The sequence below is a fragment of the Janthinobacterium kumbetense genome (genome assembly GCF_023703445.1).
GTDB classification, from domain to species: Bacteria; Pseudomonadota; Gammaproteobacteria; order Burkholderiales; family Burkholderiaceae_D; genus Janthinobacterium; species Janthinobacterium kumbetense.
This window is the reverse complement of sequence record NZ_JAMQGR010000002.1, coordinates 341424-364873: the sequence shown is the minus strand read 5'-3', so window position 1 is coordinate 364873 and position 23450 is coordinate 341424. Positions and strand designations below refer to the sequence as shown.

Genomic DNA, 23450 nt, shown 5'->3' with positions numbered 1-23450 from the left:
GTTTTACCTTTTAGGGAATGCTGGAGTGCTGGTTGTTTGGTAGGGCTGCTGATTATTTGGTCAAAAACATGACGTCGCGCGGCAAGCCGATCAAATGCTGGCCGCCATCGACCAGCAGGGTCGTGCCCGTCAGCGCACGCGCGCCGGCCACGTAACAGACGCTGTCGGCCACATCCTCGGGCGTGCTGGAGCGTCCCAGCGGCGTGTTTTCATGCGCCTTGGCAAAGTTCGCTTCCGTCTGCTCGCCGGAGACCATGGTGATGCCGGGGGCAATGCCCACCACGCGCACTTTCGGCGCCAGCGCCTGGGCCAGCATGGTGGTCGCCGACAGCAGCGCCGCCTTGGACAGGGTGTACGACAAAAAATCAGGATTGAGATTGTACAGTTTTTGGTCCAGCAAGTTGATGACCACGGCTTGCCCGCCTGCCGGGGTGGCCTGGTACAGCGCCTGCGCCAGCAGGATGGGGGCGGCCAGGTTGGCGTGCATGTGGGCGTCGAGCGCGGCGACGGAAAAATCGCCCGCATTGTCGTATGCAAACAACGATGCGTTGTTGACGACGCACGTCACGGGGCCCAGCGCCGCCTGTGCCTGCGGCAACAGCTGGCGTACGGCCTCTTCCTGCGCCAGGTCGCAGGGGAACGCTTGCGCGCGGCGGCCCAGCGCGGTGATTTCCGCGACCAGGCTGAGCGCCTCGTCGCGCGAATCGCGGTAATGCACGGCGATATCCCAGCCGTCGCGCGCCAGGCCCAGCGCGATGGCGCGGCCGATGCGGCGCGCGGCGCCCGTGACGAGGGCGACGCGGGGAGTGCTGTCGAATGGCGTTGTCGTTGCTTCTGTCATGTCTTTGTTATGGTTGAGATATTCGGTGGACGCCACACTGGCGGCATGCGCCGCCGATTCGCTACAATGCGGGAATGTCTCTTCCCGCACCCGATAGCGACGCGCTGGCCGCGTCCCATGCCTTGCAGCACCAGATTGCCGCCGAAATCGCGCGCAATGACGGCGCCATTCCCTTTGTCCGCTTCATGGAGCTGGCGCTGTACGCGCCTGACCTCGGCTATTACAGCGGCGGCGCCGCCAAGCTGGGCAAAGATGGCGATTTTACAACCGCGCCGGAGATTTCGCCCCTGTTCGGCGCCACCCTGGCCCATGTGGCAGCCGCTATTATGGCGCAAACGGCCCCGCGCATCCTCGAATTCGGCGCCGGCACGGGCAAGCTGGCCTGCGATATCCTGACGGAAGCGGCGAATGCCGGCATCCATGTCGAACAGTATGCGATCGTCGAATTGTCCGGCGAATTGCGCGCGCGCCAGGAGCTGGCGCTGGCAGCCTTCCCGCAAGTGGTGTGGCTCGACGGCTTTCCCGACAGTTTCGAGGGCGCCGTGTTCGGCAATGAAGTGCTGGACGCCATGCCCGTCAACCTGATCAGCAAGACGCCCGCCGGCTGGTGCGAACTCGACGTCAGCATTGCCGACGGCCAGTTCGTGTTTGTCGAACGCCCGGCCGGCGCTGACGTGGCCGCGCAGATCGCCGCCCAAGTGCCCGAGGCGGACGCCTTGCCGGTCGGCTATGTCACGGAAATTCACGGCGTCGCCTGCGGTTTCATGCGCTCGCTGGCGCGCATGTTGACCAATGGCAAGGGCGGCGCGGCCGTGCTGTTCGACTATGGTTTCCCTGCGCATGAGTATTACCTGGACTTGCGCGCCACGGGTACCCTGATGTGCCATTACCGCCATCACGCCCACGCGGAACCGTTTTATCTGCCCGGCTTGCAGGACATCACCGCCCACGTGGATTTTACGGCGATGGCGGTGGCGGCGCAGGAGGCGGGCCTCGATGTGCTCGCCTACATGAACCAGGCGTCCTTCCTGCTGGGCGCGGGTCTCGGCGACTTGCTGCTGCGCACCGATCCGGAGCAGGTCAAGACCTATTTGCCGCAGGCGAGCGCCGTGCAAAAGCTGGTGTCGCCCGCCGAGATGGGGGAATTGTTCAAGGTGCTGGTGGTGGGGCACCGCGTGGAGTTGCCGGAAGTGCTGTTGTCCAGCGACCGCAGTCACCGCTTGTAAGCGCCCGCAATATCAAGGCAGGGCAGTATCGCCCTGCAATTTCCTGTCCGCCGGTGGTTATTATCTTGTCATATCGTATATGATGACCGACACAGCACGGTTCCATCCTGCAAGAACCCGTCGCCGCGCACCGATTTCAAGATAGAACGATGGGAAAGATACATACACACTATGACAACCTGAAGGTGGCGCGCCTGGCGCCGCAGGAAGTCATACGTGCCGCGTACAAAGCCCTCAGCCAGAAATACCACCCGGACAAGAATCCCGGCGACGAAAAGGCCGCCCGCATCATGGCGATCCTCAACAGCGCCTATGGCACCTTGTCCGATCCACAACGCCGCAAGGAACACGACGAGTGGATCGCCGCCGAGGAGTGGGAAATCGAATGGCTGGAAAGCACCCACCAGGAAGAAGGCAAGAGCCGCGATGGCCGCGCGAAAGGCCATGCCCAGCCGCATGAACACGCCTGGGCGCAGGATGTGCCGCCGCCGAAGGGCAAGCCGCGGCGCGGCCTGCAACCCGTCTGGCGCAACTGGCGCTGGTGGCTGAGTTTGTTTATCTGCCTGTTGCTGGGCTGGCTGGCCGCCTTGCTGATGCTCGACACGTCGCAGCCCGTGCCTGCCGCGCTGGCGTCGGCCTGGAGCGGCCTGGCCCGCGACGGCGCCAAGCCCCATGCGGAAGCGGCCACGCCGGCGGCCGGTGCCGTGTCGTCGTCGAAAGGCGAGGCGGTGGCAGTCGACAGCTGGGCCGTGGGCAAGCCGTATGCGCCCGAGCCGCCGCAAGCGAAGACGCCGGAGATCCGCGTGCTGGCCGTGTCCCAGCTGAGTTTGAAAGGCATCCAGCCCGCCTGCGATGGGGCAGGCAAGGCCGAGTCCCCATCGCTGGTGGCGCCGAATGGCGAACCCTGGCCGACCCATTCCGGCTATGTCGATGGATTCCCGATCGGTAACAAGGGCGATGAGCTGGCCGTGAGCATCGACAACAGCAGCAATGCCGCGCCCGTGTTCGTCAAGCTGTTTGACACGGAGCGGCGCTCGAACGTGCGCTACCTGTACATCCTCGCGTACGACAAGCTGCTGGTGGAGCAGCTCAGCGCGGGCAAGTATGAAGTGCGCTACCAGGCCGTCGGGCCGGGCCAGGATAGTTGTGGCGGCGCCACGCGCAGCGGTGCCTCGGCGCCGGCGTCGTCGCCGTCCGCCAGCGAAGGCGGTACGCAGAATCCTGTTGTAAGCAGCATCTAATCTGATTATGCTTGATATGCGTCAACGCAGCGTCCACATCGAACTTATCCATTAGGAGTATTCATGACCGACCTCAAGGCCGATGCAGATGATAACTGGCTGCTCGACGAAGATGAGCCGGTGGCCAGTCCTGCCGGGCTGGCCGCGCCCGACCAGCGCCTGTGGCGTGTCCTGATCGTCGATGATGACGTCGACGTGCATGCGGTCACGCGGCTGGCGCTGCGCAATGTCAGCTTCAAGGGCCGCGAACTGGAACTGTTTTCCGCCTACAGCGGCCGCGAGGCGTACGACATCCTGCGCGACACGCCCGATATCGCCCTGGTGCTGCTCGACGTGGTGATGGAAACGGACGACGCCGGCCTGATCCTCGCCAAGCGCATCCGCGCCGACCTGAACAATTCCATCGTGCGCGTCGTGCTGCGCACGGGCCAGCCGGGCCAGGCGCCCGAGCAGCGCGTCATCATCGAATACGACATCAACGATTACAAGGCCAAGACGGAACTGACGACGCAAAAGTTGTTTACCACCGTCATCTCGGCCCTGCGGGCCTACGAGAGCCTGATGATGCTCGAACGCAGCCGCATCGGTCTGGGCAAGATACTCGCCGGCGCCACCAATCTGTATCAGATCCATTCCCTGCGCGAATTCGCTTCCGGCGTGCTGAACCAGGTCAGCGCCATCCTCGACGTGGGCGCGGACGGGGTGCTGTGCCTGATGCAGGGCGGCGCCGGACGGCCCGAGGTGGTGGCCGCCACGGGCACGTATGCCGTGCTGGCCGAGTCCGAAGCGATGCCGGCCGACCATGCCCTCACGTCCACCATCGACAAGGCGTTTGCGGAAAAGCGCAGCCAGTTCGAGCATCCGGCCAATGTGCTGTTCATCCACACGGAAGGCAACCGCGAGCTGGCCATTTCCGTCACGCCGCCGTGGCCGCTGGCGCAGATCCAGCGCGACTTGCTGGAAGTGTTTTGCCAGCGTATCGCCGCCGCCTTCGACAACCTGTACATGTTCGGCCAGCTGCGCAAGGCGCAGGAAGCGACCGTGGTGGCGCTGGCCGACCTGGCCGAGTTCCGCGACAGCGACACGGGCGGCCACGTGCGGCGGGTGCAGTTGTTGTCCGACGCCATCGCCCGGCGCATGCAGCAGCGCGGCGTGTATGCCGACGAGCTGACCCCGCAGTTGCTCGACATGATCGGCCTGGCCAGCATCCTGCACGACGTGGGCAAGGTGGCCACGCCGGACGCCGTGCTGTTGAAGCCCGGCAAGCATACGGACGAGGAGCGGGCGCAGATGCAGCTGCACGCCAGCGTCGGGCGCACCATCCTCGAGCGGGCCGCCAACATGGTCGACGGCGTCAGCTACCTCACGTATGGCGCGCAGATCGCCGGCGGCCACCACGAACACTTCGATGGCGCCGGTTATCCGAATGGCTTGAAAGGGCGCAACATTCCCGTGGCCGCGCGCATCGTTGCCGTGGTCGACGTCTTCGACGCCTTGCTGCACGAGCGGCCCTACAAGGAGCCGTGGCCGTATCCGCAGGTGCGCGAATATATCGAACAGCGCAGCGGCAGCCAGTTCGATCCGGAAGTGGTGACGGCGCTGCTGGAACTGATCGACCATGAGCCGCAACTGTGGCATCCGGAGCGCGCCGTCGCTTGAGCAGCAACGTCGTCGGCATTTTTCGGCACGCCGCCATTCCCTTGCGCGCGGCGCCGTCATATACTCGGCAGCCTCATGCTGGCTGGCGCCACGCACCAGTGTGGCGCGCCGCGGAGTTTTCGGACATCACGACATGAAAGAACTCAAGGGCCTTAGCGCACTGATCATCGAGCCGCATCCGGGCATGCGCGCCAGCCTGCACAATATGCTCAACCTGTGCGGCCTGGCGAAGATCGATGACGCGGCCAGCTCGGGCCAGGCGATTCGCATGCTGGGCAGCAAATCGTATGATTTGATCCTGTGCGAATACGATCTCGATGGCGGGCAGGATGGCCAGCAGATGCTGGAAGACTTGCGCCACCACAAACTGATGCACGCATCGACCATGTTTTTCATGGTCACGGGCGAAGGCAGCTTCGCCAAGGTGGTCAGCGCCGTCGAGCTGTTGCCCACCGATTACATCCTGAAACCCTTTACCGCCGACAACATGCTCGAGCGCATCGGCCGCGCGCTGGACAAGCGCAATGCCTTCGTGCCCGTGTACGAGCTGATCGACGTGGGCAATGAGCGCGCGGCGATTGCCGCCTGCGCGGAGGGCGCCAGCCTGTATCCCCGTTACGCCACTGATTTTCTGCGCTTGCGCGCGGAATTGCATTTGCTGCTGGGTGAAGCGGCCGACGCCGAGCCGATCTACGCGGGCCTGTACGCAGCCAAGTCCATCGGCTGGGCGCGCTTGGGGCAGGCCAAGACGCAGTTCCTGCTGGGCGAGTATGAAGCGGCGCAAGGCACCCTGGAGGGATTGCTGGAAAACAACAAGCGTTTTCTCGACGCATATGACTGGCTGGCGCGCACGCATCTGGCGCAAGGCAAGCCGGAACTGGCGCAGGCCGCCCTGAGCGAAGCGGTGGCCCTGTCGCCGCACGCCGTGCGCCGCTTGCGCCGCCTTGGCGAGGCGGCCCTGGCGGCCGACGATATCGAGATGGCGGAAAAATCCCTGAAGCTGGTGGTCAGCAAGGCCAAGTATTCGGAATTCCGCGACCCGGAAGACCATGTGCGCCTGGTGCAGACCCTGGTGCGCAAGGGCGACCCGCTGCAGGTGGGCGCCGTGATCCGCGACCTCGACAAGTCGATGGGCGGGCAAAAGAATGCGGAACTGTGCAGCGCGCTGTGCAGCGCCATGCTGCATGCGCATACGGGTAACGAGGAGCGCCTGCAGCAATCGCTGGACGCGGCGCTGGCCGCCAACCGCCACAGCGTGGGCGGCTCGAACATGCTGAAAACCGAACTGGCGCGCCACTGCCTGGCGCATGGGCGCGAAGATGGCGCCGCCGAGGTGATGCGCGAAGTGATGCGCAACGCGCCCGACAGCGCGGCCATGACGCGCGCCATGGCCGTGTTCGAGCATGCCGGGCGTGAAGAGCTGGCCAAGGCGCTGGCACGGCAAAGCCGCCAGGAAGTGGCCGACATGGTGGCGGCCGGCGCCGCCAGGGCGGGCGAGGGCGATTTCCGCGGCGCCGTCGATCTGATGGGCGAAGCCGTCACGCGCCTGCCCGATAATCCGCAAGTGGTGTTCAATGCGGCCGTGGCCGTGCTGAAATGCCTGGAGCACGAAGGCTGGGATGAGCGCATGGGGCAGCAGGCGCTGACGTTTATCGCCGGCGTGCGCCGCCTGGACCCGCGCAACCCCAAATTGCCCGTGCTGTCGGGCCTGCATCAGCAGTTGTTGCGTAAATATAAGCCTCTCGGCAACTCCTGGATGCATCCGCCTGACGCCCGGTAAAAGGGAAAAATGACGGGAAAATGCGGCTTGCCGGCAGGGGGGGATAAAAAAAATCCAAAAAAAGCAGACTTTTTCGCGCCAACCCTTGCACATTCTCAAATCGGGAGCTTATAATCACGCCCCGAAGCAGCCAACTTCTTCTTTATAAGCAAATGCAGCAGTCAGGCATCAGCAAATAAGGTTGACAGTTGTGAGTAGATGCTTCATACTCTGCGGTTCCCGCGGAGGGGTGGCCGAGTGGTTAAAGGCGACAGACTGTAAATCTGTTCTCTATGAGTACGCTGGTTCGAATCCAGCCCCCTCCACCAAGTTTTTGCAAGGAAAACTGGGTAGTAGCAAAAGTAAGTGAAGATAAAGTGAACGATACCTCGCGGGTGTAGCTCAATGGTAGAGCAGAAGCCTTCCAAGCTTACGACGAGGGTTCGATTCCCTTCACCCGCTCCAGTTTCCGTTCAGATGCTTGATGCATCGCATGCAACAAATTACAGCCCTTGTAGCTCAGTGGTAGAGCACTCCCTTGGTAAGGGAGAGGCCACGTGTTCGATCCACGTCAAGGGCACCAGAATTCGCAGCAGGCAGCACAGAAGCAATTCAAACCAGACCGTCGGGCGTGTGCCTGAGCAATCTAATCAAATCATTAGGAGTTCAAAATGGCAAAAGGTAAATTCGAACGGACCAAGCCGCACGTCAACGTCGGCACCATCGGCCACGTCGACCACGGTAAAACCACGCTGACCGCTGCAATCGCAACGGTTCTGTCGAAGAAATTCGGCGGCGAAGCTAAAGCATACGACCAGATCGATGCAGCTCCAGAAGAAAAAGCGCGCGGTATCACGATTAACACCGCCCACGTCGAGTACGAAACGGAAACGCGTCACTACGCGCACGTTGACTGCCCAGGCCACGCCGATTACATCAAAAACATGATTACCGGTGCTGCCCAGATGGACGGCGCGATCCTGGTGTGCTCCGCAGCTGACGGCCCAATGCCACAGACCCGCGAACACATCCTGCTGGCCCGCCAAGTTGGCGTTCCATACATCATCGTGTTCCTGAACAAGTGCGACCTGGTCGACGACGCAGAGCTGCTGGAACTGGTTGAAATGGAAGTGCGCGAGCTGTTGTCGAAGTACGAATTCCCGGGCGACGACCTGCCAATCATCAAGGGTTCGGCGCGTATGGCGCTGGAAGGCAAAGAAGGCGAAATGGGCGTTGACGCAGTGCTGCGTCTGGCCGATGCGCTGGATGCTTACATCCCAACGCCAGAGCGCGCTGTTGACGGTGCCTTCCTGATGCCAGTAGAAGACGTGTTCTCGATCTCGGGTCGCGGTACCGTTGTGACCGGTCGTATCGAGCGCGGCATTGTTAAAGTCGGCGAAGAGATCGAAATCGTTGGTATCACCGATACCGTCAAAACGACTTGCACCGGCGTGGAAATGTTCCGCAAACTGCTGGACCAAGGTCAAGCAGGCGACAACGTTGGTCTGCTGCTGCGCGGCACCAAGCGTGAAGACGTGCAACGTGGTCAAGTTCTGGCAAAGCCAGGCTCGATCAAGCCGCATGCTCACTTCACCGGCGAGATCTATGTTCTGTCGAAAGACGAAGGCGGCCGTCATACGCCATTCTTCAACAACTATCGTCCACAGTTCTACTTCCGTACGACGGACGTAACCGGCTCGATCGAGTTGCCAGCAGACAAAGAAATGGTCATGCCAGGCGATAACGTGTCGATCACCGTCAAGCTGATCAACCCGATCGCGATGGAAGAAGGTCTGCGCTTCGCTATCCGCGAAGGCGGCCGTACCGTCGGCGCCGGCGTGGTTGCAAAAATCATCGCATAAGGAAATGTTATGCTTCCACCCGGGGCGTCCTGGGTGGTAGAATAGCACTCCTCGAAAGTTTTACGTAGGGACGTAGCTCAATTGGCAGAGCGTCGGTCTCCAAAACCGAAGGTTGGGGGTTCGATGCCCTCCGTCCCTGCCACCGTCAAGGTGCAGGGCACCGAAAGTAGAAAAATGTCAAATCAATCCGTGCAAACCGTTAGCACGTCGAGTGACAAGATAAAAGTCGCGCTGGCAATAGTGGCTGCGATTGCAGGAGTAGTCGGGTTTTATTACCTGGCAGGCCAACCAGCTCTGGTGCGTGCAAGCGCGCTTGTGGCTGGTTTGGTTATTGCTGTTGCGCTCTTGTATGTCTCGACGACCGGCCGTGAATTTCTCAATTTCGCCAAAGAAGCTGTGCGCGAAACCAAGAAAGTCGTTTGGCCTACCCGCAAAGAAGCCACGCAGATTACTGCGATCGTGTTTGCCTTTGTGCTGGTCATGGCGATTTTCCTGTGGGGCACGGATAAATTGCTCGAGTTTTTGTTGTATGACGTAATTCTGGGTTGGAAAAAATAATGAGCGAAAATGTGCATGATGAAGCGGCGAACGAGTCCGTTCCGGGCGACGCTCCGGTAGCGGACACTGGTGCAGCGCTGAGCGTGCCAGTGAGCAGCAAGCGCTGGTATGTCGTGCATGCTTATTCCGGCATGGAAAAAAGCGTCATGCGCGCACTGACCGAGCGCATCGAGCGCGCGGGCATGCAAGACCAGTTCGGCCAGATCCTGGTGCCGATCGAAGAAGTTGTCGAAGTCAAGAATGGCGTCAAGTCCGTCACCGAACGTCGTTTCTATCCTGGCTATGTGCTGGTTGAAATGGAAATGACGGACGAAAGCTGGCACTTGGTCAAGAACACCAGCAAGGTTACCGGTTTCATTGGTGGCAAGTCGAACAAGCCGACGCCGATCTCCGCGCGCGAAATCGACGGCATCATGAAGCAGATGCAGGAAGGTGTTGAAAAGCCCCGTCCGAAAACCTTGTACGAAGTGGGCGAGCAAGTCCGCATCAAGGATGGTCCGTTTACCGACTTCAACGGCAATGTCGAAGAAGTCAACTACGAGAAATCCAAAGTGCGCGTCTCGGTCACCATTTTCGGTCGCGCTACTCCGGTAGAGCTCGAATTCGGCCAGGTCGAAAAAGTCTAAGTATTATCAAGCGCCACCAGGAGCGTCGCGGCAGTCTCAGCGAAATCCGGTCAGAGGAGCCCCGCCAGGGTAGGATCGGCGGGGCGCTACTACTCAATCCAAGATAGGAGCCATCATGGCAAAGAAAATCATTGGTTTTATCAAGCTGCAAGTGCCAGCTGGTAAAGCAAACCCATCCCCACCAATCGGTCCAGCTCTGGGTCAACGTGGTCTGAACATCATGGAATTCTGCAAGGCCTTCAATGCACAGACCCAAGGTCTGGAGCCAGGCATGCCGATTCCAGTCGTGATCACCGCATTTGCGGACAAGTCCTTCACGTTCGTGATGAAGACGCCTCCAGCAACCTACCTGATCAAAAAAGCTGCTGCGATCACCAAAGGTTCGCCGAAGCCACATACCGACAAAGTCGGTACGCTGACCCGCGCACAAGCTGAAGAAATCGCTAAATTGAAAACCCCTGATCTGACCGCTGCCGACATGGATGCTGCTGTACGCACCATCGCTGGTTCCGCTCGTTCGATTGGTATCACGGTGGAAGGTGTTGTATAATGGCTAAGTTATCCAAACGTATCAAGGCTTTGAAAGCCAAAGTCGACCGTACCAAAGTGTACGCTTTCGACAACGCTGTCGCTCTGATCAAAGAGTGCGCAACGGCCAAGTTCAATGAATCGATCGACGTATCGGTACAACTGGGTGTTGATCCTAAGAAATCCGACCAAGTGGTGCGCGGCTCCGTCGTGTTGCCAGCTGGTACCGGCAAAACCGTACGCGTGGCAGTATTCGCGTCGGGCGAAAAAGCTGAAGCTGCTAAAGCAGCTGGCGCCGACATCGTTGGTATGGAAGACCTGGCTGAGCAGATCAAAGCCGGCGACATGCCTTTCGATATCGTTATCGCTTCGCCAGATACCATGCGTATCGTTGGTACCCTGGGTCAGATCCTGGGCCCACGCGGCATGATGCCTAACCCGAAAGTTGGCACTGTTACTCCTGACGTCGCTACCGCCGTGAAAAACGCGAAAGCCGGTCAAGTTCAGTACCGTACCGACAAATCCGGTATCATCCACGCTACCATCGGCCGTAAATCGTTCGCTGACGCAGATCTGAAGTCGAATCTGGTCGCACTGATCGACGCACTGAACAAAGCCAAGCCAGCATCGAGCAAAGGCGTGTACCTGCGCAAAGTTTCGCTGTCGTCGACCATGGGCGCTGGCGTCCGTGTTGACCAGGCTAGCCTGGCAGCTTAAGTAACAGAATCAAGTCCTGTAGCGCCTTCGGGCGCTGCGGGCGCATCTTTGGGCTGTCTGCCCGGTGTTCGCACCAGGCAGGCAGACAATCAAAGACCGTTGGGCCGACTGCGATCGCACATGCAGAAGGTTAATAGGCTTGCCGGCAACGGCAAGTGCCCAACGCAGATGGTGTACCCGAACAAGTTTTGTAGTCCTCATGCTGCGTGAATCCATCCGCTCAGTTTAGTACTTCTTGACTTCGGACGCCGTGTTCGAACCGATGCAAGGCGCTCAACCACTCGGTTGTGATTGCCGAACATCATTTAAGGAGGTTGACCGTGAGTCTCAATCTGAATGACAAAAAGGCCGTCGTCGCCGAAGTTTCCGCACAAGTAGCAAATGCGCAAACGATCGTCGTGGCCGAATATCGTGGCATCCAGGTTGGTCACTTGACGCAACTGCGTGCTAAAGCGCGTGCCCAAGGCGTGTACCTGCGTGTGTTGAAAAACACTCTGGCTCGTCGCTCCGTTGAAGGTACCGCATTCGCCAGCCTGGCAGATGCCATGACCGGCCCGTTGATCTACTCGATCTCGGCCGATGCCGTTGCAGCAGCTAAAGTCATCGCTGACTTCGCTAAAACCAACGACAAACTGGTCATCAAAGCAGGTAACTACGCAGGCAAGCCGCTGGATACAGCTGCTGTCACCGCGTTGGCGAGCATTCCTAGCCGTGAAGTCCTCATTTCGCAGTTGTTGGGCGTTATGCTGGCTCCGGTTTCGGGCTTTGCACGTGGTCTGGCTGCCCTGGCAGCGAAAAAAGGCGAAGGCGCCGAAGCTCCTGCAGAAGCAGCAGCAGAAGAAGCCCCAGCAGCCGCTTAATTGCGCGCGCTTTTTTCTCTCAGTACCAATCTGATGTAACTAACGTAATAAATTTAGGAGTTTCAAAATGGCAATTAGCAAAGACGATATCCTGGAAGCAGTTAGCGCCATGTCCGTAATGGACCTGAACGACCTGGTTAAAGCATTCGAAGAAAAATTCGGCGTGTCCGCAGCAGCGATGGCTTCGGCCGGTCCTGCAGCAGGCCCAGCAGCAGCAGCTGAAGAGCAAACCGAGTTCAACGTTGTTCTGGACACCTTCGGCGCAAACAAAGTTGGCGTCATTAAAGCAGTTCGCGAAATCACCGGCCTGGGCTTGAAAGAAGCTAAAGACCTGGTCGATGGCGCACCAAAAACTGTGAAAGAAGCAGTGTCGAAAGCTGATGCTGAAGCAGCAGTTAAGAAACTGGTAGAAGCCGGCGCAACCGCTTCGATGAAGTAATATCTGTACCGGCGTCAGTTAGCGCCCGAGTCAAAGTCTGAGGTTTCCCCTCGCAAGGGGGGAAATCCGACTTTGGCTCCTTTGTCGTCTGTATCGTATTTGTAGCAGCAGTTTTGTTCGATTCAAGCCGGAAAGCAGAGCCTTGAGGTTTCGTCTGTGTCACACGCAGCGGTGCAAACGAACACTTGCAAAACCTGAATTTTCTATCCTTTCTGTCACTCACGGAGTGTCCATGCACTACTCATTTACTGAGAAGAAACGCATTCGCAAATCATTCGCGAAGCGCGCCAACGTTCACCACGTTCCGTTCCTGCTGGCGACCCAGCTCGAGTCTTATCATAGTTTCTTGCAAGAGGACATAGCACCGTCCGGCCGCAAGAATGATGGCCTGCAGTCGGCTTTCACTTCGATTTTCCCTATCGTTTCGCACAATGGTTTTGCGCGTCTCGAATTCTTGTCGTACGTTCTGGGCGATCCTGCCTTTGACGTCAAAGAATGTCAACAACGTGGCCTGACGTTCGCGTCGCCGCTGCGCGCGAAAGTGCGCCTGGTGATCCTGGACAAGGAATCGCCAACCAAGCCTGTCGTCAAGGAAATGAAAGAACAGGAAGTCTATATGGGCGAATTGCCGCTCATGACGACCACCGGTTCGTTCGTCATCAACGGCACGGAGCGGGTTATCGTTTCCCAGCTGCACCGTTCGCCTGGCGTGTTCTTCGAACACGACCGCGGCAAGACCCACTCGTCGGGCAAGCTGCTGTTCTCCGCGCGTATCATTCCTTACCGCGGTTCGTGGCTGGACTTCGAGTTCGACCCGAAAGACATCCTGTTCTTCCGCGTCGACCGCCGCCGCAAGATGCCAGTGACGATCCTGCTCAAAGCCATCGGCATGTCGCACGAGCAAATCCTGGCGAATTTCTTTGTCTTCGACAATTTCAACCTGCGCTCCGAAGGCGCGGAAATGGAATTCGTCTCCGAACGTCTGCGCGGCGAAGTGGCGCGCTTTGACATCGTCGACAAGTCGGGCAAGACCCTGGTGCTGAAAGACAAGCGTATCAACGCGAAACACGTGCGTGATATCGAAGCTGCCGGCATCAAGCATATTTCCGTACCGGAAGACTACCTGCTGGGCCGCGTATTGGCGAAGAATATCGTCGATGGCGATACCGGCGAAGTCGTCGCGTCCGCGAACGATGAGCTGACCGAAGACTTGCTGGGTCGCTTGCGCGATGCCAACATTTCCGAAATCCAGACCTTGTACACCAACGACCTGGATCAGGGCGCCTACATCTCGCAAACCCTGCGTATCGACGACACCGCCGACCAGATGGCTGCGAAAGTGGCGATCTACCGCATGATGCGTCCAGGCGAACCGCCAACGGAAGATTCCGTTGAAGCGCTGTTCAATGGCCTGTTCTACAACTCGGACCGCTACGACCTGTCGGCCGTGGGCCGCATGAAGTTCAACCGCCGCATTGGCCGCGATGAACTGACCGGCGCCATGACCCTGTCGAACGAAGACGTGCTGGCCGTGATCAAGATCCTGGTGGAACTGCGCAATGGCCGCGGCGAAGTCGATGATATCGATCACCTGGGTAACCGTCGCGTACGTTGCGTGGGCGAACTGGCCGAGAATCAATTCCGCGCCGGCCTGGTGCGTGTTGAACGCGCCGTCAAGGAACGCCTCGGCCAAGCCGAAGCGGACAACCTCATGCCGCACGACCTGATCAACTCGAAGCCGATTTCGGCCGCGATTCGCGAGTTCTTCGGTTCGTCCCAGCTGTCGCAGTTCATGGACCAAACCAATCCTCTGTCGGAAATTACCCACAAGCGCCGCGTATCGGCTCTGGGACCCGGCGGTCTGACACGCGAACGCGCCGGCTTTGAAGTGCGCGACGTGCATCCGACCCACTACGGCCGCGTCTGCCCGATCGAGACACCGGAAGGTCCGAACATTGGTCTGATCAACTCGCTGGCTCTGTATGCCCGCCTGAATGAATACGGCTTCCTGGAAACCCCGTACCGCAAGGTCGAAGGTTCCAAGATTACCGATCAGATCGACTACCTGTCCGCCATCGAAGAAGGCCGCTACATCATCGCTCAGGCGAATGCGACCATCAACGACGAAGGCATGCTGTCCGATGAACTGGTCTCGGCCCGTGAAGCCGGCGAAACCATCCTGGTCTCCCCGGAGCGCATCCAGTACATGGACGTGGCGCCAGGCCAGATCGTTTCCGTCGCTGCCTCGCTGATTCCGTTCCTCGAACACGATGATGCGAACCGTGCATTGATGGGCGCCAACATGCAACGCCAGGCCGTGCCTTGCTTGCGTCCGGAAAAAGCACTGGTCGGTACTGGTATCGAACGCACCGTTGCGGTCGACTCGGGCACCACCGTGCAAGCGCTGCGTGGCGGTATCGTCGATTACATCGATGCGGGCCGTGTCGTGATTCGCGTCAACGATGACGAAGCAACCGCTGGTGAAGTGGGCGTCGACATCTACAACCTGATCAAGTACACCCGTTCGAACCAGAACACCAACATCAACCAGCGTCCTATCGTGCAAGTGGGCGACCGTGTTGCCAAGCGCGACGTGATCGCCGACGGCGCATCGACCGACCTGGGTGAATTGGCGCTGGGCCAGAACATGACCGTGGCCTTCATGCCATGGAATGGTCTGAATTTCGAAGATTCGATCCTGATCTCGGAAAACGTCGTCAAGGACGACCGCTACACCTCGATTCACATCGAAGAGTTGTCGGTGGTGGCCCGTGACACGAAACTGGGCGCGGAAGAAATTACGCGCGACATCTCGAACCTGGCTGAAAACCAGCTGGCTCGTCTGGATGAGTCCGGTATCGTCTACATCGGCGCGGAAGTACAAGCCGGCGACACCCTGGTCGGTAAGGTAACGCCTAAAGGCGAAACCCAGCTGACCCCGGAAGAGAAGCTGCTGCGCGCGATCTTCGGCGAAAAAGCGTCGGACGTGAAAGACACCTCGCTGCGCGTGCCTTCGGGCATGATCGGTACCGTGATCGACGTGCAAGTCTTCACCCGTGAAGGCATCGTGCGCGACAAGCGTGCTCAGCAAATTATCGATGACGAACTGAAACGCTTCCGTCTGGATTTGAACGACCAGATGCGTATCGTTGAAGGCGATGCTTTCCAGCGTCTGGAAAAAATGCTGATCGGCAAAGTTGTCAACGGCGGCCCGAAAAAGCTGGCCAAAGGCGCCAAGATCACCAAGGAATACCTGGCCGATCTGGACAAATACCACTGGTTCGACATCCGCCCTGCGGACGACGATGCAGCAGTAGCGCTGGAAGCGATCAAGGAATCGATCAACGAGAAGCGTCACCAGTTCGATCTGGCCTTCGAAGAGAAGCGCAAGAAACTGACGCAAGGCGATGAGCTGCAACCAGGCGTGCAAAAAATGGTCAAGGTGTACCTGGCCGTGAAACGCCGCCTGCAGTCGGGCGACAAGATGGCAGGTCGCCACGGTAACAAGGGTGTGGTTTCCCGTATTGTTCCTGTGGAAGATATGCCATACATGGCCGACGGCACGCCAGCCGACGTTGTGCTGAACCCGCTGGGCGTTCCTTCGCGGATGAACGTTGGTCAGATTCTCGAGACTCACTTGGGCTGGGCTGCCAAGGGTCTGGGTATCCGCATCGGCGAAATGCTGAAGGCGCAAACCAAGGTCGAGCAAGTGCGCAAGTACCTGACGACGATCTACAACGACAACGGCCGTGCCGAAGAGCTGAACGACTTCGACGACGAAGAGATCATGAAGCTGGCGGAAAACCTGAAAAAAGGTGTTCCATTCGCCACGCCAGTGTTCGACGGTGCCAATGAAGAAGAGATCCGCCGCATGCTGGACCTGGCGTATCCGGACGACATCGCCAAGAACCTGGGCATGACCGCTTCGAAAAACCAGGTGACCATGTATGACGGTCGCACCGGTGAAGCGTTCGAGCGCAAGGTTACTGTCGGCGTCATGCACATGCTGAAACTGCATCACTTGGTTGATGACAAGATGCATGCGCGTTCGACCGGTCCTTACTCGCTGGTGACGCAACAGCCACTGGGCGGTAAAGCCCAGTTCGGTGGTCAGCGTTTCGGTGAGATGGAAGTCTGGGCACTGGAAGCGTATGGCGCGTCGTATGTCTTACAAGAGATGTTGACCGTCAAGTCCGATGACGTGAATGGCCGTACCAAAGTGTACGAGAACCTCGTCAAGGGCGACCACGTGATCGACGCCGGCATGCCGGAATCGTTCAACGTGCTGGTCAAGGAAATCCGTTCGCTGGGTATCGATATCGACCTCGAACGCAACTAAAAGACAGCCACCTGTCATTTGGTTTGGGAAACACAAAGCCCGGCTGGGAAACCACGCCGGGCAATGTAGTCTCAGGAATATAGAAATTTAATCACCTCTGGAGTGATACATGAAAGCACTGCTCGATCTATTCAAGCAAGTACAGACCAACGAGACCTTCGATGCAATCAAGATCGGTCTCGCTTCGCCTGAGAAAATCCGTTCGTGGTCCTACGGCGAAGTCAAGAAGCCGGAAACCATCAACTACCGTACCTTCAAGCCTGAGCGCGACGGCCTGTTCTGCGCCAAGATCTTTGGCCCGATCAAGGATTATGAATGCCTGTGCGGCAAGTACAAGCGCCTGAAACACCGCGGCGTGATCTGCGAAAAGTGCGGCGTCGAAGTCACCCTGGCCAAGGTGCGCCGCGAGCGCATGGGCCACATCGAGCTGGCCTCGCCTACCGCGCACATCTGGTTCCTGAAGTCGCTGCCGTCGCGTCTGGGCATGGTCCTGGACATGACCCTGCGGGACATCGAACGCGTGCTGTACTTTGAAGCATACGTCGTGACCGATCCAGGCATGACCCCGCTGAAAAAATGCCAGATCATGTCGGAAGACGACTACGCCGCCAAGTACGAAGAGTACGGCGACGACTTCACCGCCTTCATGGGCGCCGAAGGTATCCGTGAACTGTTGCGCTCGATCGACATCCACCGCGATGCCGAAACCCTGCGCGTGGAACTGAAGGAGTCGAAATCCGAAGCCAAGATCAAGAAATACGCGAAGCGCCTGAAAGTGCTGGAAGCGTTCCAACGTTCGGGCATCAAGCCTGACTGGATGATCATGGAAGTGCTGCCAGTGCTGCCGCCGGAACTGCGTCCGCTGGTACCGCTGGATGGCGGCCGTTTCGCGACCTCGGATCTGAACGATCTGTATCGCCGCGTCATCAACCGTAACAACCGTCTGAAACGCCTGATGGAGCTGCGCGCTCCAGAGATCATCACACGCAACGAAAAGCGCATGCTGCAAGAAGCGGTCGATTCGCTGCTGGACAACGGCCGTCGCGGCAAAGCGATGACCGGCGCCAACAAGCGTCCGCTGAAATCGCTGGCAGAGATGATCAAGGGCAAGGGCGGCCGTTTCCGTCAAAACTTGCTGGGCAAACGCGTCGATTACTCCGGTCGTTCGGTCATCGTCGTGGGCCCGCAATTGAAACTGCATCAGTGCGGCTTGCCGAAACTGATGGCGCTGGAACTGTTCAAACCATTCATTTTCAATAAACTGGAACTGATGGGTCTGGCTACCACGATCAAGGCTGCGAAAAAGCTGGTCGAGATTCAAGAGCCGGTCGTGTGGGACATCCTGGAAGACGTGATCCGTGAACATCCGATCATGTTGAACCGCGCACCTACCTTGCACCGTCTGGGTATCCAGGCGTTCGAGCCAGTCCTGATTGAAGGCAAGGCCATCCAGCTGCACCCGCTCGTCTGCGCCGCATTCAACGCCGACTTTGACGGTGACCAAATGGCGGTCCACGTTCCTCTGTCGATCGAAGCGCAGATGGAAGCACGCACTTTGATGCTGGCATCGAACAACATTCTGTTCCCATCGAACGGCGAACCATCGATCGTTCCTTCCCAGGATATCGTGTTGGGTCTGTACTACGCGACTCGCGAAGCGATCAATGCGAAGAACGAAGGGATGATGTTCCCTGACGTATCGGAAGTGATCCGCGCCTACGACAACAAGGAAGTCGAACTGACGACCCGCGTTACCGTGCGTATTACCGAATACCCGAAAAACGCCGAAACGGGCGAATTCGAGAAAACGGTTACCCGCTACGAAACGACGATCGGCCGTGCGATCCTGTCGGAAATTCTGCCTAAAGGCCTGCCGTTCTCCGTCCTGAACCGCGCGCTGAAAAAGAAAGAAATTTCCAAGCTGATCAACACGTCGTTCCGCAAGTGCGGCCTGCGCGCCACCGTGGTGTTCGCAGACAAACTGATGCAATCGGGTTTCCGCCTGGCGACACGCGCCGGTATCTCGATCTGCGTCGACGACATGCTGGTACCGCCTCAAAAAGTGACCCTGATCGCGACGGCCGAATCGGAAGTCAAGCAGATCGAACAGCAATACGCCTCGGGTCTCGTGACCGCCGGCGAGCGTTACAACAAGGTAGTCGATATCTGGGGCAAGACCTCGGATGAAGTCGGCAAGGCCATGATGGACCAGCTCAAAGTCGAAGACGTGATCCGCCGCGACGGCACCAAGTCGACGCAAGAATCGTTCAACGCCATTTACATGATGGCCGACTCCGGCGCGCGCGGTTCCGCAGCCCAGATTCGCCAGTTGGCCGGTATGCGTGGTCTGATGGCCAAACCGGATGGCTCGATTATCGAAACGCCGATTACCGCGAACTTCCGCGAAGGTCTGAACGTTTTGCAGTACTTCATTTCGACCCACGGTGCGCGTAAAGGTCTGGCCGATACGGCGCTGAAGACGGCTAACTCCGGTTACCTGACGCGTCGTCTGGTTGACGTGACGCAAGACTTGGTGGTGATCGAGGACGATTGCGGCACCATGAACGGCGCCGTCATGAAGGCACTGGTCGAAGGTGGTGAAGTCATCGAACCGTTGCGTGACCGTATCCTCGGCCGCGTGGTGGTGCATGACGTCGTCAATCCTGAAACCCAGGAAACGCTGTACGAAGCGGGCACCTTGATGGACGAAGACATGGTCGAAGAGATCGAACGTCTGTCCATCGATGAAGTCAAGGTTCGCACGCCACTGACTTGCGACACGCGCTTCGGCCTGTGCGCCAAGTGCTATGGCCGCGACCTGGGCCGCGGCATGCTGGTCAACGCCGGCGAAGCCGTCGGTGTGGTGGCAGCGCAGTCGATTGGTGAGCCTGGTACCCAGCTGACCATGCGTACGTTCCACATTGGTGGTGCGGCATCGCGTGCAGCAGTGGCATCGTCGGTGGAAGCCAAGTCGAACGGTACCATCCGCTTCACGGCAACCATGCGTTACGTGACGAACGGCAAGGGCGCGCAAATCGTCATTTCCCGTTCCGGCGAAGTGCTGATCACCGACGACCATGGCCGTGAGCGTGAGCGTCATAAAGTGCCGTACGGTGCGACCCTGATCGTCAAGGACGGCATGGTCATCAAGGCCGGTACGGCCCTGGCAACGTGGGATCCGCTGACCCGTCCGATCATTACCGAATACGCCGGTCAAGTGCGTTTCGAGAACGTCGAAGAAGGCGTCACCGTAGCCCGTCAGGTCGACGAAGTGACCGGTCTGTCCACCCTAGTGGCGATCGATGCGAAACGTCGCGGTTCGTTGACGAAAACGTTGCGTCCGCAAGTCAAGCTGATCAACGACGCGAACGAAGAAGTCAAGATCGCCGGTACCGAACACTCGGTGGCGATCGGCTTCCAGGTCGGCGCACTGATCATGGTCAAGGACGGTCAACAGGTATCGGTTGGTGAAGTGCTGGCACGTATTCCTACCGAATCGCAAAAAACGCGCGATATTACCGGTGGTCTGCCACGCGTTGCGGAACTGTTCGAAGCGCGCTCGCCGAAAGATGCCGGTATGCTGGCGGAAGTCACGGGTACGGTTGCGTTCGGTAAAGAAACCAAGGGCAAGCAGCGTCTGGAAATCACGGACATGGACGGCAACAAGCATGAGTTCTTGATCACCAAGGACAAACAAGTGCTGGTGCATGACGGCCAAGTCGTGAACAAGGGCGAGATGATCGTGGACGGCCCGGCCGATCCGCAAGACATCCTGCGCCTGCTGGGTATCGAAGCGCTGGCACGTTACATCGTTGACGAAGTGCAAGACGTGTACCGTCTGCAAGGCGTGAAGATCAATGACAAGCACATCGAAGTGATCGTGCGTCAGATGCTGCGCCGTGTTCAGATCGTCAATGCCGGCGACACCAACTACATCGTTGGCGAGCAGGTAGAGCGTTCGGAACTGCTGGACGAGAACGATCGCATGGCCGTTGAGAACAAGATTCCAGCGACCTACGAAAACGTCTTGTTGGGTATTACCAAGGCATCGCTGTCGACCGATTCGTTCATCTCGGCCGCATCGTTCCAGGAAACCACCCGCGTGCTGACCGAAGCGGCGATCATGGGCAAGCGCGATGGTCTGCGCGGCCTGAAAGAGAACGTCATCGTCGGCCGTCTGATTCCTGGCGGTACGGGCCTGGCCTTCCACCGCGCACGCAAAGAGAAAGAAGCGTGGGAAGTGGAAGAGCGTCAAGCGCTGCTGCTGGCCGAGAAAGCCTCGATGGCTGGCGAAGCTGCCGAAGCGCTGCAGGATATCGAGACCCAGCAACACCACGGCGACGAAGCGTAATCTGCGCTGCTAGCTGACAAGAACGGCACCTTCGGGTGCCGTTTTTTTCGTCTTGAGATAAGTCAATCAGACCGCGTGGTCCGCATAGCCGTCGGGCCGGATCAGCAGGCTTTTGATGCCGGCCAGTGGCTGGCAGCCGGGTTTGATGGTCAGCGAAGTGAGCCAGGCCGCATCGAAACGGTACGGTTGTGCTGTGTGCGCGGCATTGCCAACGACCAACTGCAGCCATTTTCCCGCGTGCAGCAGTTCATGGATGCCCACGGCCGTGCCGTCGGCCAGGCGCAGCAACCAGTCGGGCACGCGCCTGCCGATCCAGTCTGCGCTGCCGGCGCTCGCGTCAGAGCCCAGCGAGATGGGATAGCGCACGCCAAAGCCGGACAACTCGCTGGCCAGCGCACGGTTGACGTCCGGTTGTGCCAGCATGTCGCTGATGGTGGCGCGCAGGGCCAGGGTGTGCGCGTCAAAACGCGTCAGCATGGCCGTTTGCGCGAGGGTATTGTGCTGCAACGACACGCCAACGGGATGGCGCTCCGCATGGTAGCTGTCGAGCAGGCTGTCCGGTGCATAACCCTTGAGCACGCCGGCCAGCTTCCAGCCCAGGTTCATCGCGTCCTGCATCCCCACGTTCATGCCCTGGCCGCCTGCCGGCATGTGGATGTGGGCGGCATCGCCGGCCAGGAAGACGCGTCCCTGGCGATAGCGCCGGGCCAACCGTGTTTCGTCGTTGAAGCGCGACAGCCAGCTGGCGTCATGCAGGCCGAAATCGTAGTCCGCGATGGCCGTGCTGGCCTGCGATAACTCCTCCACGGTGGCCGCTTCCGCCGCCGCAACCTGGGGGCGGCGCGCATTCAGGGTGATGACGCGGTAGCGGCCTTGCTCCAGCGGCACGATCATCAGGCTACCCGCTGCGTTCGTCAGGGACAGCATGGGTGACGCGGGCGGATGGCGCAGCCGCACATCTCCCATGAGCATGCTGCAAGTGGCCGCCACGCCGTCGAAGGCGATACCCGCCTGCTGGCGCACGAGGCTGCGAGCGCCATCGGTGCCGATCAGGTAACGGGCACGCAGGCAGAATGGAGCGCCGTCGTGCGTGCCGGCCACCGTGACGCCATCGTCATCCTGCTGTGTCTGTTCCACGAGCGCGCCGCGAACAATTGCCACGCCGTCTTCCAGCAATCGCTCTTCCAGCAGGCGTTCCGTCGTGTTTTGCGGCAGGAACAAGGTGTAGGGATGGGGCGTGTCGAAGCCGGAAAAATCGAGCCGGGTATCGAGGCCCGCATAGTGACCGCTGGACAAGGAGGTGCCCAGCGCAACAAAGCGTTGATCCAGGCCCCGCAAGCCCAGCATTTCCAGGGTGCGGCCATGGATGGTCAGCGCACGCGAATGCGCGCTGCGCTGCGGCCGCCGTTCCAGGATGGTCACGCGGATGCTGGCCAGGCGCAATTCGCAGGCCAGGGTCAGGCCGACGGGGCCGGCTCCGACGATGATGACTTCGATATCGCTATTGTGCATGTCACTCTCAATCTAACGTCGTTAGTCTGTGCAAAATGGTAAACTAACGACGTTAGAGTTTCAAGGGAAATGACAGGAAAATGAAAATTCAACGCGAAGCCGTGGTGGCCAGGGCGCTCGAGCTGCTGGACGAAGTGGGTATCGAAGGCTTGACCATGCGCTGCCTGGCCGATGCGATGGGCATCAAGGCCGCTTCGCTGTACTGGCATTTTGCGAACAAGCAGGCTTTGCTCGATGGCATGGCCGACGTGCTGATCGAAGACGTGGCAAGGAACGTCGATGCGGATGCGGGCTGGGAAGCGCAGTTGCGCCAGGTGGCGGCGCAACTGCGCGCGGCGTTATCGGCCCGCCGCGATGGCGTGCGCGTCTTTGGCGGTACCTATGTGATATCGGAAAACGTGTTTCGCGTTGCCGAAGCGTTAATCGGCCCGATGCGTGTAGCCGGGGCATCGGAGAAACTGGCCAGCTGGAGCGCATTTACGCTGCTCTATTATGTGCTCGGTTTTGTCATGGAAGCGCAAGGCACGGGACCGGGAAGCGCCGCGATGCATGCATTATCGAGCCGGCGTGCCGCTTTCGCCGCCATGGCGGCCGACCATTATCCGCACGTGCTCGCATCCATGGATGCCATCTTTAATGCGGAAATCGACGACCGTTTTAATGCGGGACTCGATTTGATTATGATCGGTTTGCGGGAAAAAATTAAAACGAATCAAGGTATATATAATTGATCTGTCAGGCATCCATATATTTTGATGATCGGGCATATTCAATCACCTTCTTTTTATCGCGCATTTTGATGTTGCGTTGTTCGCTTTGTAGTAAGCACTCACATTGATTCTCCTCCCCGGCGCCGTTACGGGACGTGCCGTGGCGTGTCCGGTGATACCGAGTGCCGTCAGCACGGCCGCCACTGGTCGCGGCCGGCACAC

The 23450-nt window shown here is 59.1% G+C and carries 16 protein-coding genes and 4 tRNA genes; 18 read left to right on the top strand and 2 right to left on the bottom strand.

The features are described from left to right. Positions 1-52 precede the first annotated feature (52 nt). Complete coding sequence (locus NCG91_RS09025) at positions 53-841, bottom strand: SDR family oxidoreductase (RefSeq protein ID WP_251349427.1); 789 nt, start codon at positions 839-841, stop codon at positions 53-55. Between the two features lie 74 nt (positions 842-915). Between NCG91_RS09025 and NCG91_RS09020 the strand changes: the two genes are divergently transcribed. The 17 genes from NCG91_RS09020 to rpoC all read left to right on the top strand — a co-directional run bounded on the left by NCG91_RS09020 (position 916) and on the right by rpoC (position 21006). Then, a complete protein-coding gene (locus NCG91_RS09020) occupies positions 916-2067 on the top strand; it encodes a class I SAM-dependent methyltransferase (RefSeq protein WP_251349426.1) in 1152 nt (383 codons plus the stop codon). 149 nt (positions 2068-2216) lie between these two features. Continuing rightward, positions 2217-3308 (top strand): J domain-containing protein, encoded by a 1092-nt coding sequence (locus NCG91_RS09015; protein WP_251349425.1) that lies wholly within the window; start codon positions 2217-2219, stop codon positions 3306-3308. Positions 3309-3371: 63 nt separating this feature from the next. Next, positions 3372-4967, top strand: a complete 1596-nt coding sequence (locus tag NCG91_RS09010) for a DUF3369 domain-containing protein (protein WP_099665767.1) — start codon at positions 3372-3374, stop codon at positions 4965-4967. Positions 4968-5100: 133 nt separating this feature from the next. Next, positions 5101-6747, top strand: a complete 1647-nt coding sequence (locus NCG91_RS09005; RefSeq protein ID WP_077398774.1) for a tetratricopeptide repeat-containing response regulator — start codon at positions 5101-5103, stop codon at positions 6745-6747. Positions 6748-6970: 223 nt separating this feature from the next. After that, positions 6971-7055 (top strand) — tRNA-Tyr (locus NCG91_RS09000). Positions 7056-7117: 62 nt separating this feature from the next. After that, a tRNA-Gly gene (locus tag NCG91_RS08995) sits at positions 7118-7191 on the top strand. Positions 7192-7234: 43 nt separating this feature from the next. Then, positions 7235-7309: transfer RNA gene (locus NCG91_RS08990), tRNA-Thr, on the top strand. Between the two features lie 88 nt (positions 7310-7397). Continuing rightward, positions 7398-8588 (top strand): elongation factor Tu, encoded by a 1191-nt coding sequence (tuf, locus tag NCG91_RS08985; RefSeq protein WP_077398776.1) that lies wholly within the window; start codon positions 7398-7400, stop codon positions 8586-8588. Positions 8589-8654: 66 nt separating this feature from the next. Continuing rightward, positions 8655-8730: transfer RNA gene (locus NCG91_RS08980), tRNA-Trp, on the top strand. A 32-nt stretch (positions 8731-8762) separates the two neighbouring features. After that, positions 8763-9146, top strand: a complete 384-nt coding sequence (gene secE / locus NCG91_RS08975) for a preprotein translocase subunit SecE (RefSeq protein WP_010394308.1) — start codon at positions 8763-8765, stop codon at positions 9144-9146. Further along, positions 9146-9772, top strand: coding sequence for a transcription termination/antitermination protein NusG (gene nusG, locus NCG91_RS08970; protein WP_077398778.1), 627 nt, complete (start codon positions 9146-9148; stop codon positions 9770-9772). The genes secE and nusG overlap by 1 nt, the downstream gene beginning before the upstream one ends. A 115-nt stretch (positions 9773-9887) precedes the next feature. Further along, a complete protein-coding gene (gene rplK, locus NCG91_RS08965; protein ID WP_034753131.1) occupies positions 9888-10322 on the top strand; it encodes a 50S ribosomal protein L11 in 435 nt (144 codons plus the stop codon). Beyond that, positions 10322-11017 (top strand): 50S ribosomal protein L1, encoded by a 696-nt coding sequence (rplA, locus tag NCG91_RS08960; protein ID WP_034753134.1) that lies wholly within the window; start codon positions 10322-10324, stop codon positions 11015-11017. Before rplK ends, rplA begins: the two co-directional genes overlap by 1 nt. Positions 11018-11337: 320 nt before the next feature. Beyond that, complete coding sequence (gene rplJ / locus NCG91_RS08955; RefSeq protein WP_034753621.1) at positions 11338-11877, top strand: 50S ribosomal protein L10; 540 nt, start codon at positions 11338-11340, stop codon at positions 11875-11877. Positions 11878-11944: 67 nt separating this feature from the next. After that, positions 11945-12316 carry a 50S ribosomal protein L7/L12 gene (rplL, locus tag NCG91_RS08950; protein WP_070223390.1) on the top strand — a complete coding sequence of 124 codons (372 nt, stop codon included), beginning with the start codon at positions 11945-11947 and terminating at the stop codon, positions 12314-12316. A 232-nt stretch (positions 12317-12548) separates the two neighbouring features. After that, positions 12549-16655 carry a DNA-directed RNA polymerase subunit beta gene (gene rpoB / locus NCG91_RS08945; RefSeq protein ID WP_077398780.1) on the top strand — a complete coding sequence of 1369 codons (4107 nt, stop codon included), beginning with the start codon at positions 12549-12551 and terminating at the stop codon, positions 16653-16655. 109 nt (positions 16656-16764) lie between these two features. After that, the gene (gene rpoC / locus NCG91_RS08940; protein ID WP_034753138.1) at positions 16765-21006 is read left to right on the top strand and encodes a DNA-directed RNA polymerase subunit beta'; all 4242 of its coding nucleotides are present in this window, start codon (positions 16765-16767) and stop codon (positions 21004-21006) included. A 66-nt stretch (positions 21007-21072) separates the two neighbouring features. Here rpoC and NCG91_RS08935 read toward each other — a convergent pair whose 3' ends face one another. Further along, positions 21073-22518 (bottom strand): FAD-dependent monooxygenase, encoded by a 1446-nt coding sequence (locus NCG91_RS08935; protein ID WP_251349424.1) that lies wholly within the window; start codon positions 22516-22518, stop codon positions 21073-21075. Positions 22519-22598: 80 nt separating this feature from the next. Between NCG91_RS08935 and NCG91_RS08930 the strand changes: the two genes are divergently transcribed. After that, positions 22599-23249 carry a TetR/AcrR family transcriptional regulator C-terminal domain-containing protein gene (locus NCG91_RS08930; RefSeq protein WP_251349423.1) on the top strand — a complete coding sequence of 217 codons (651 nt, stop codon included), beginning with the start codon at positions 22599-22601 and terminating at the stop codon, positions 23247-23249. Positions 23250-23450: the final 201 nt, after the last annotated feature.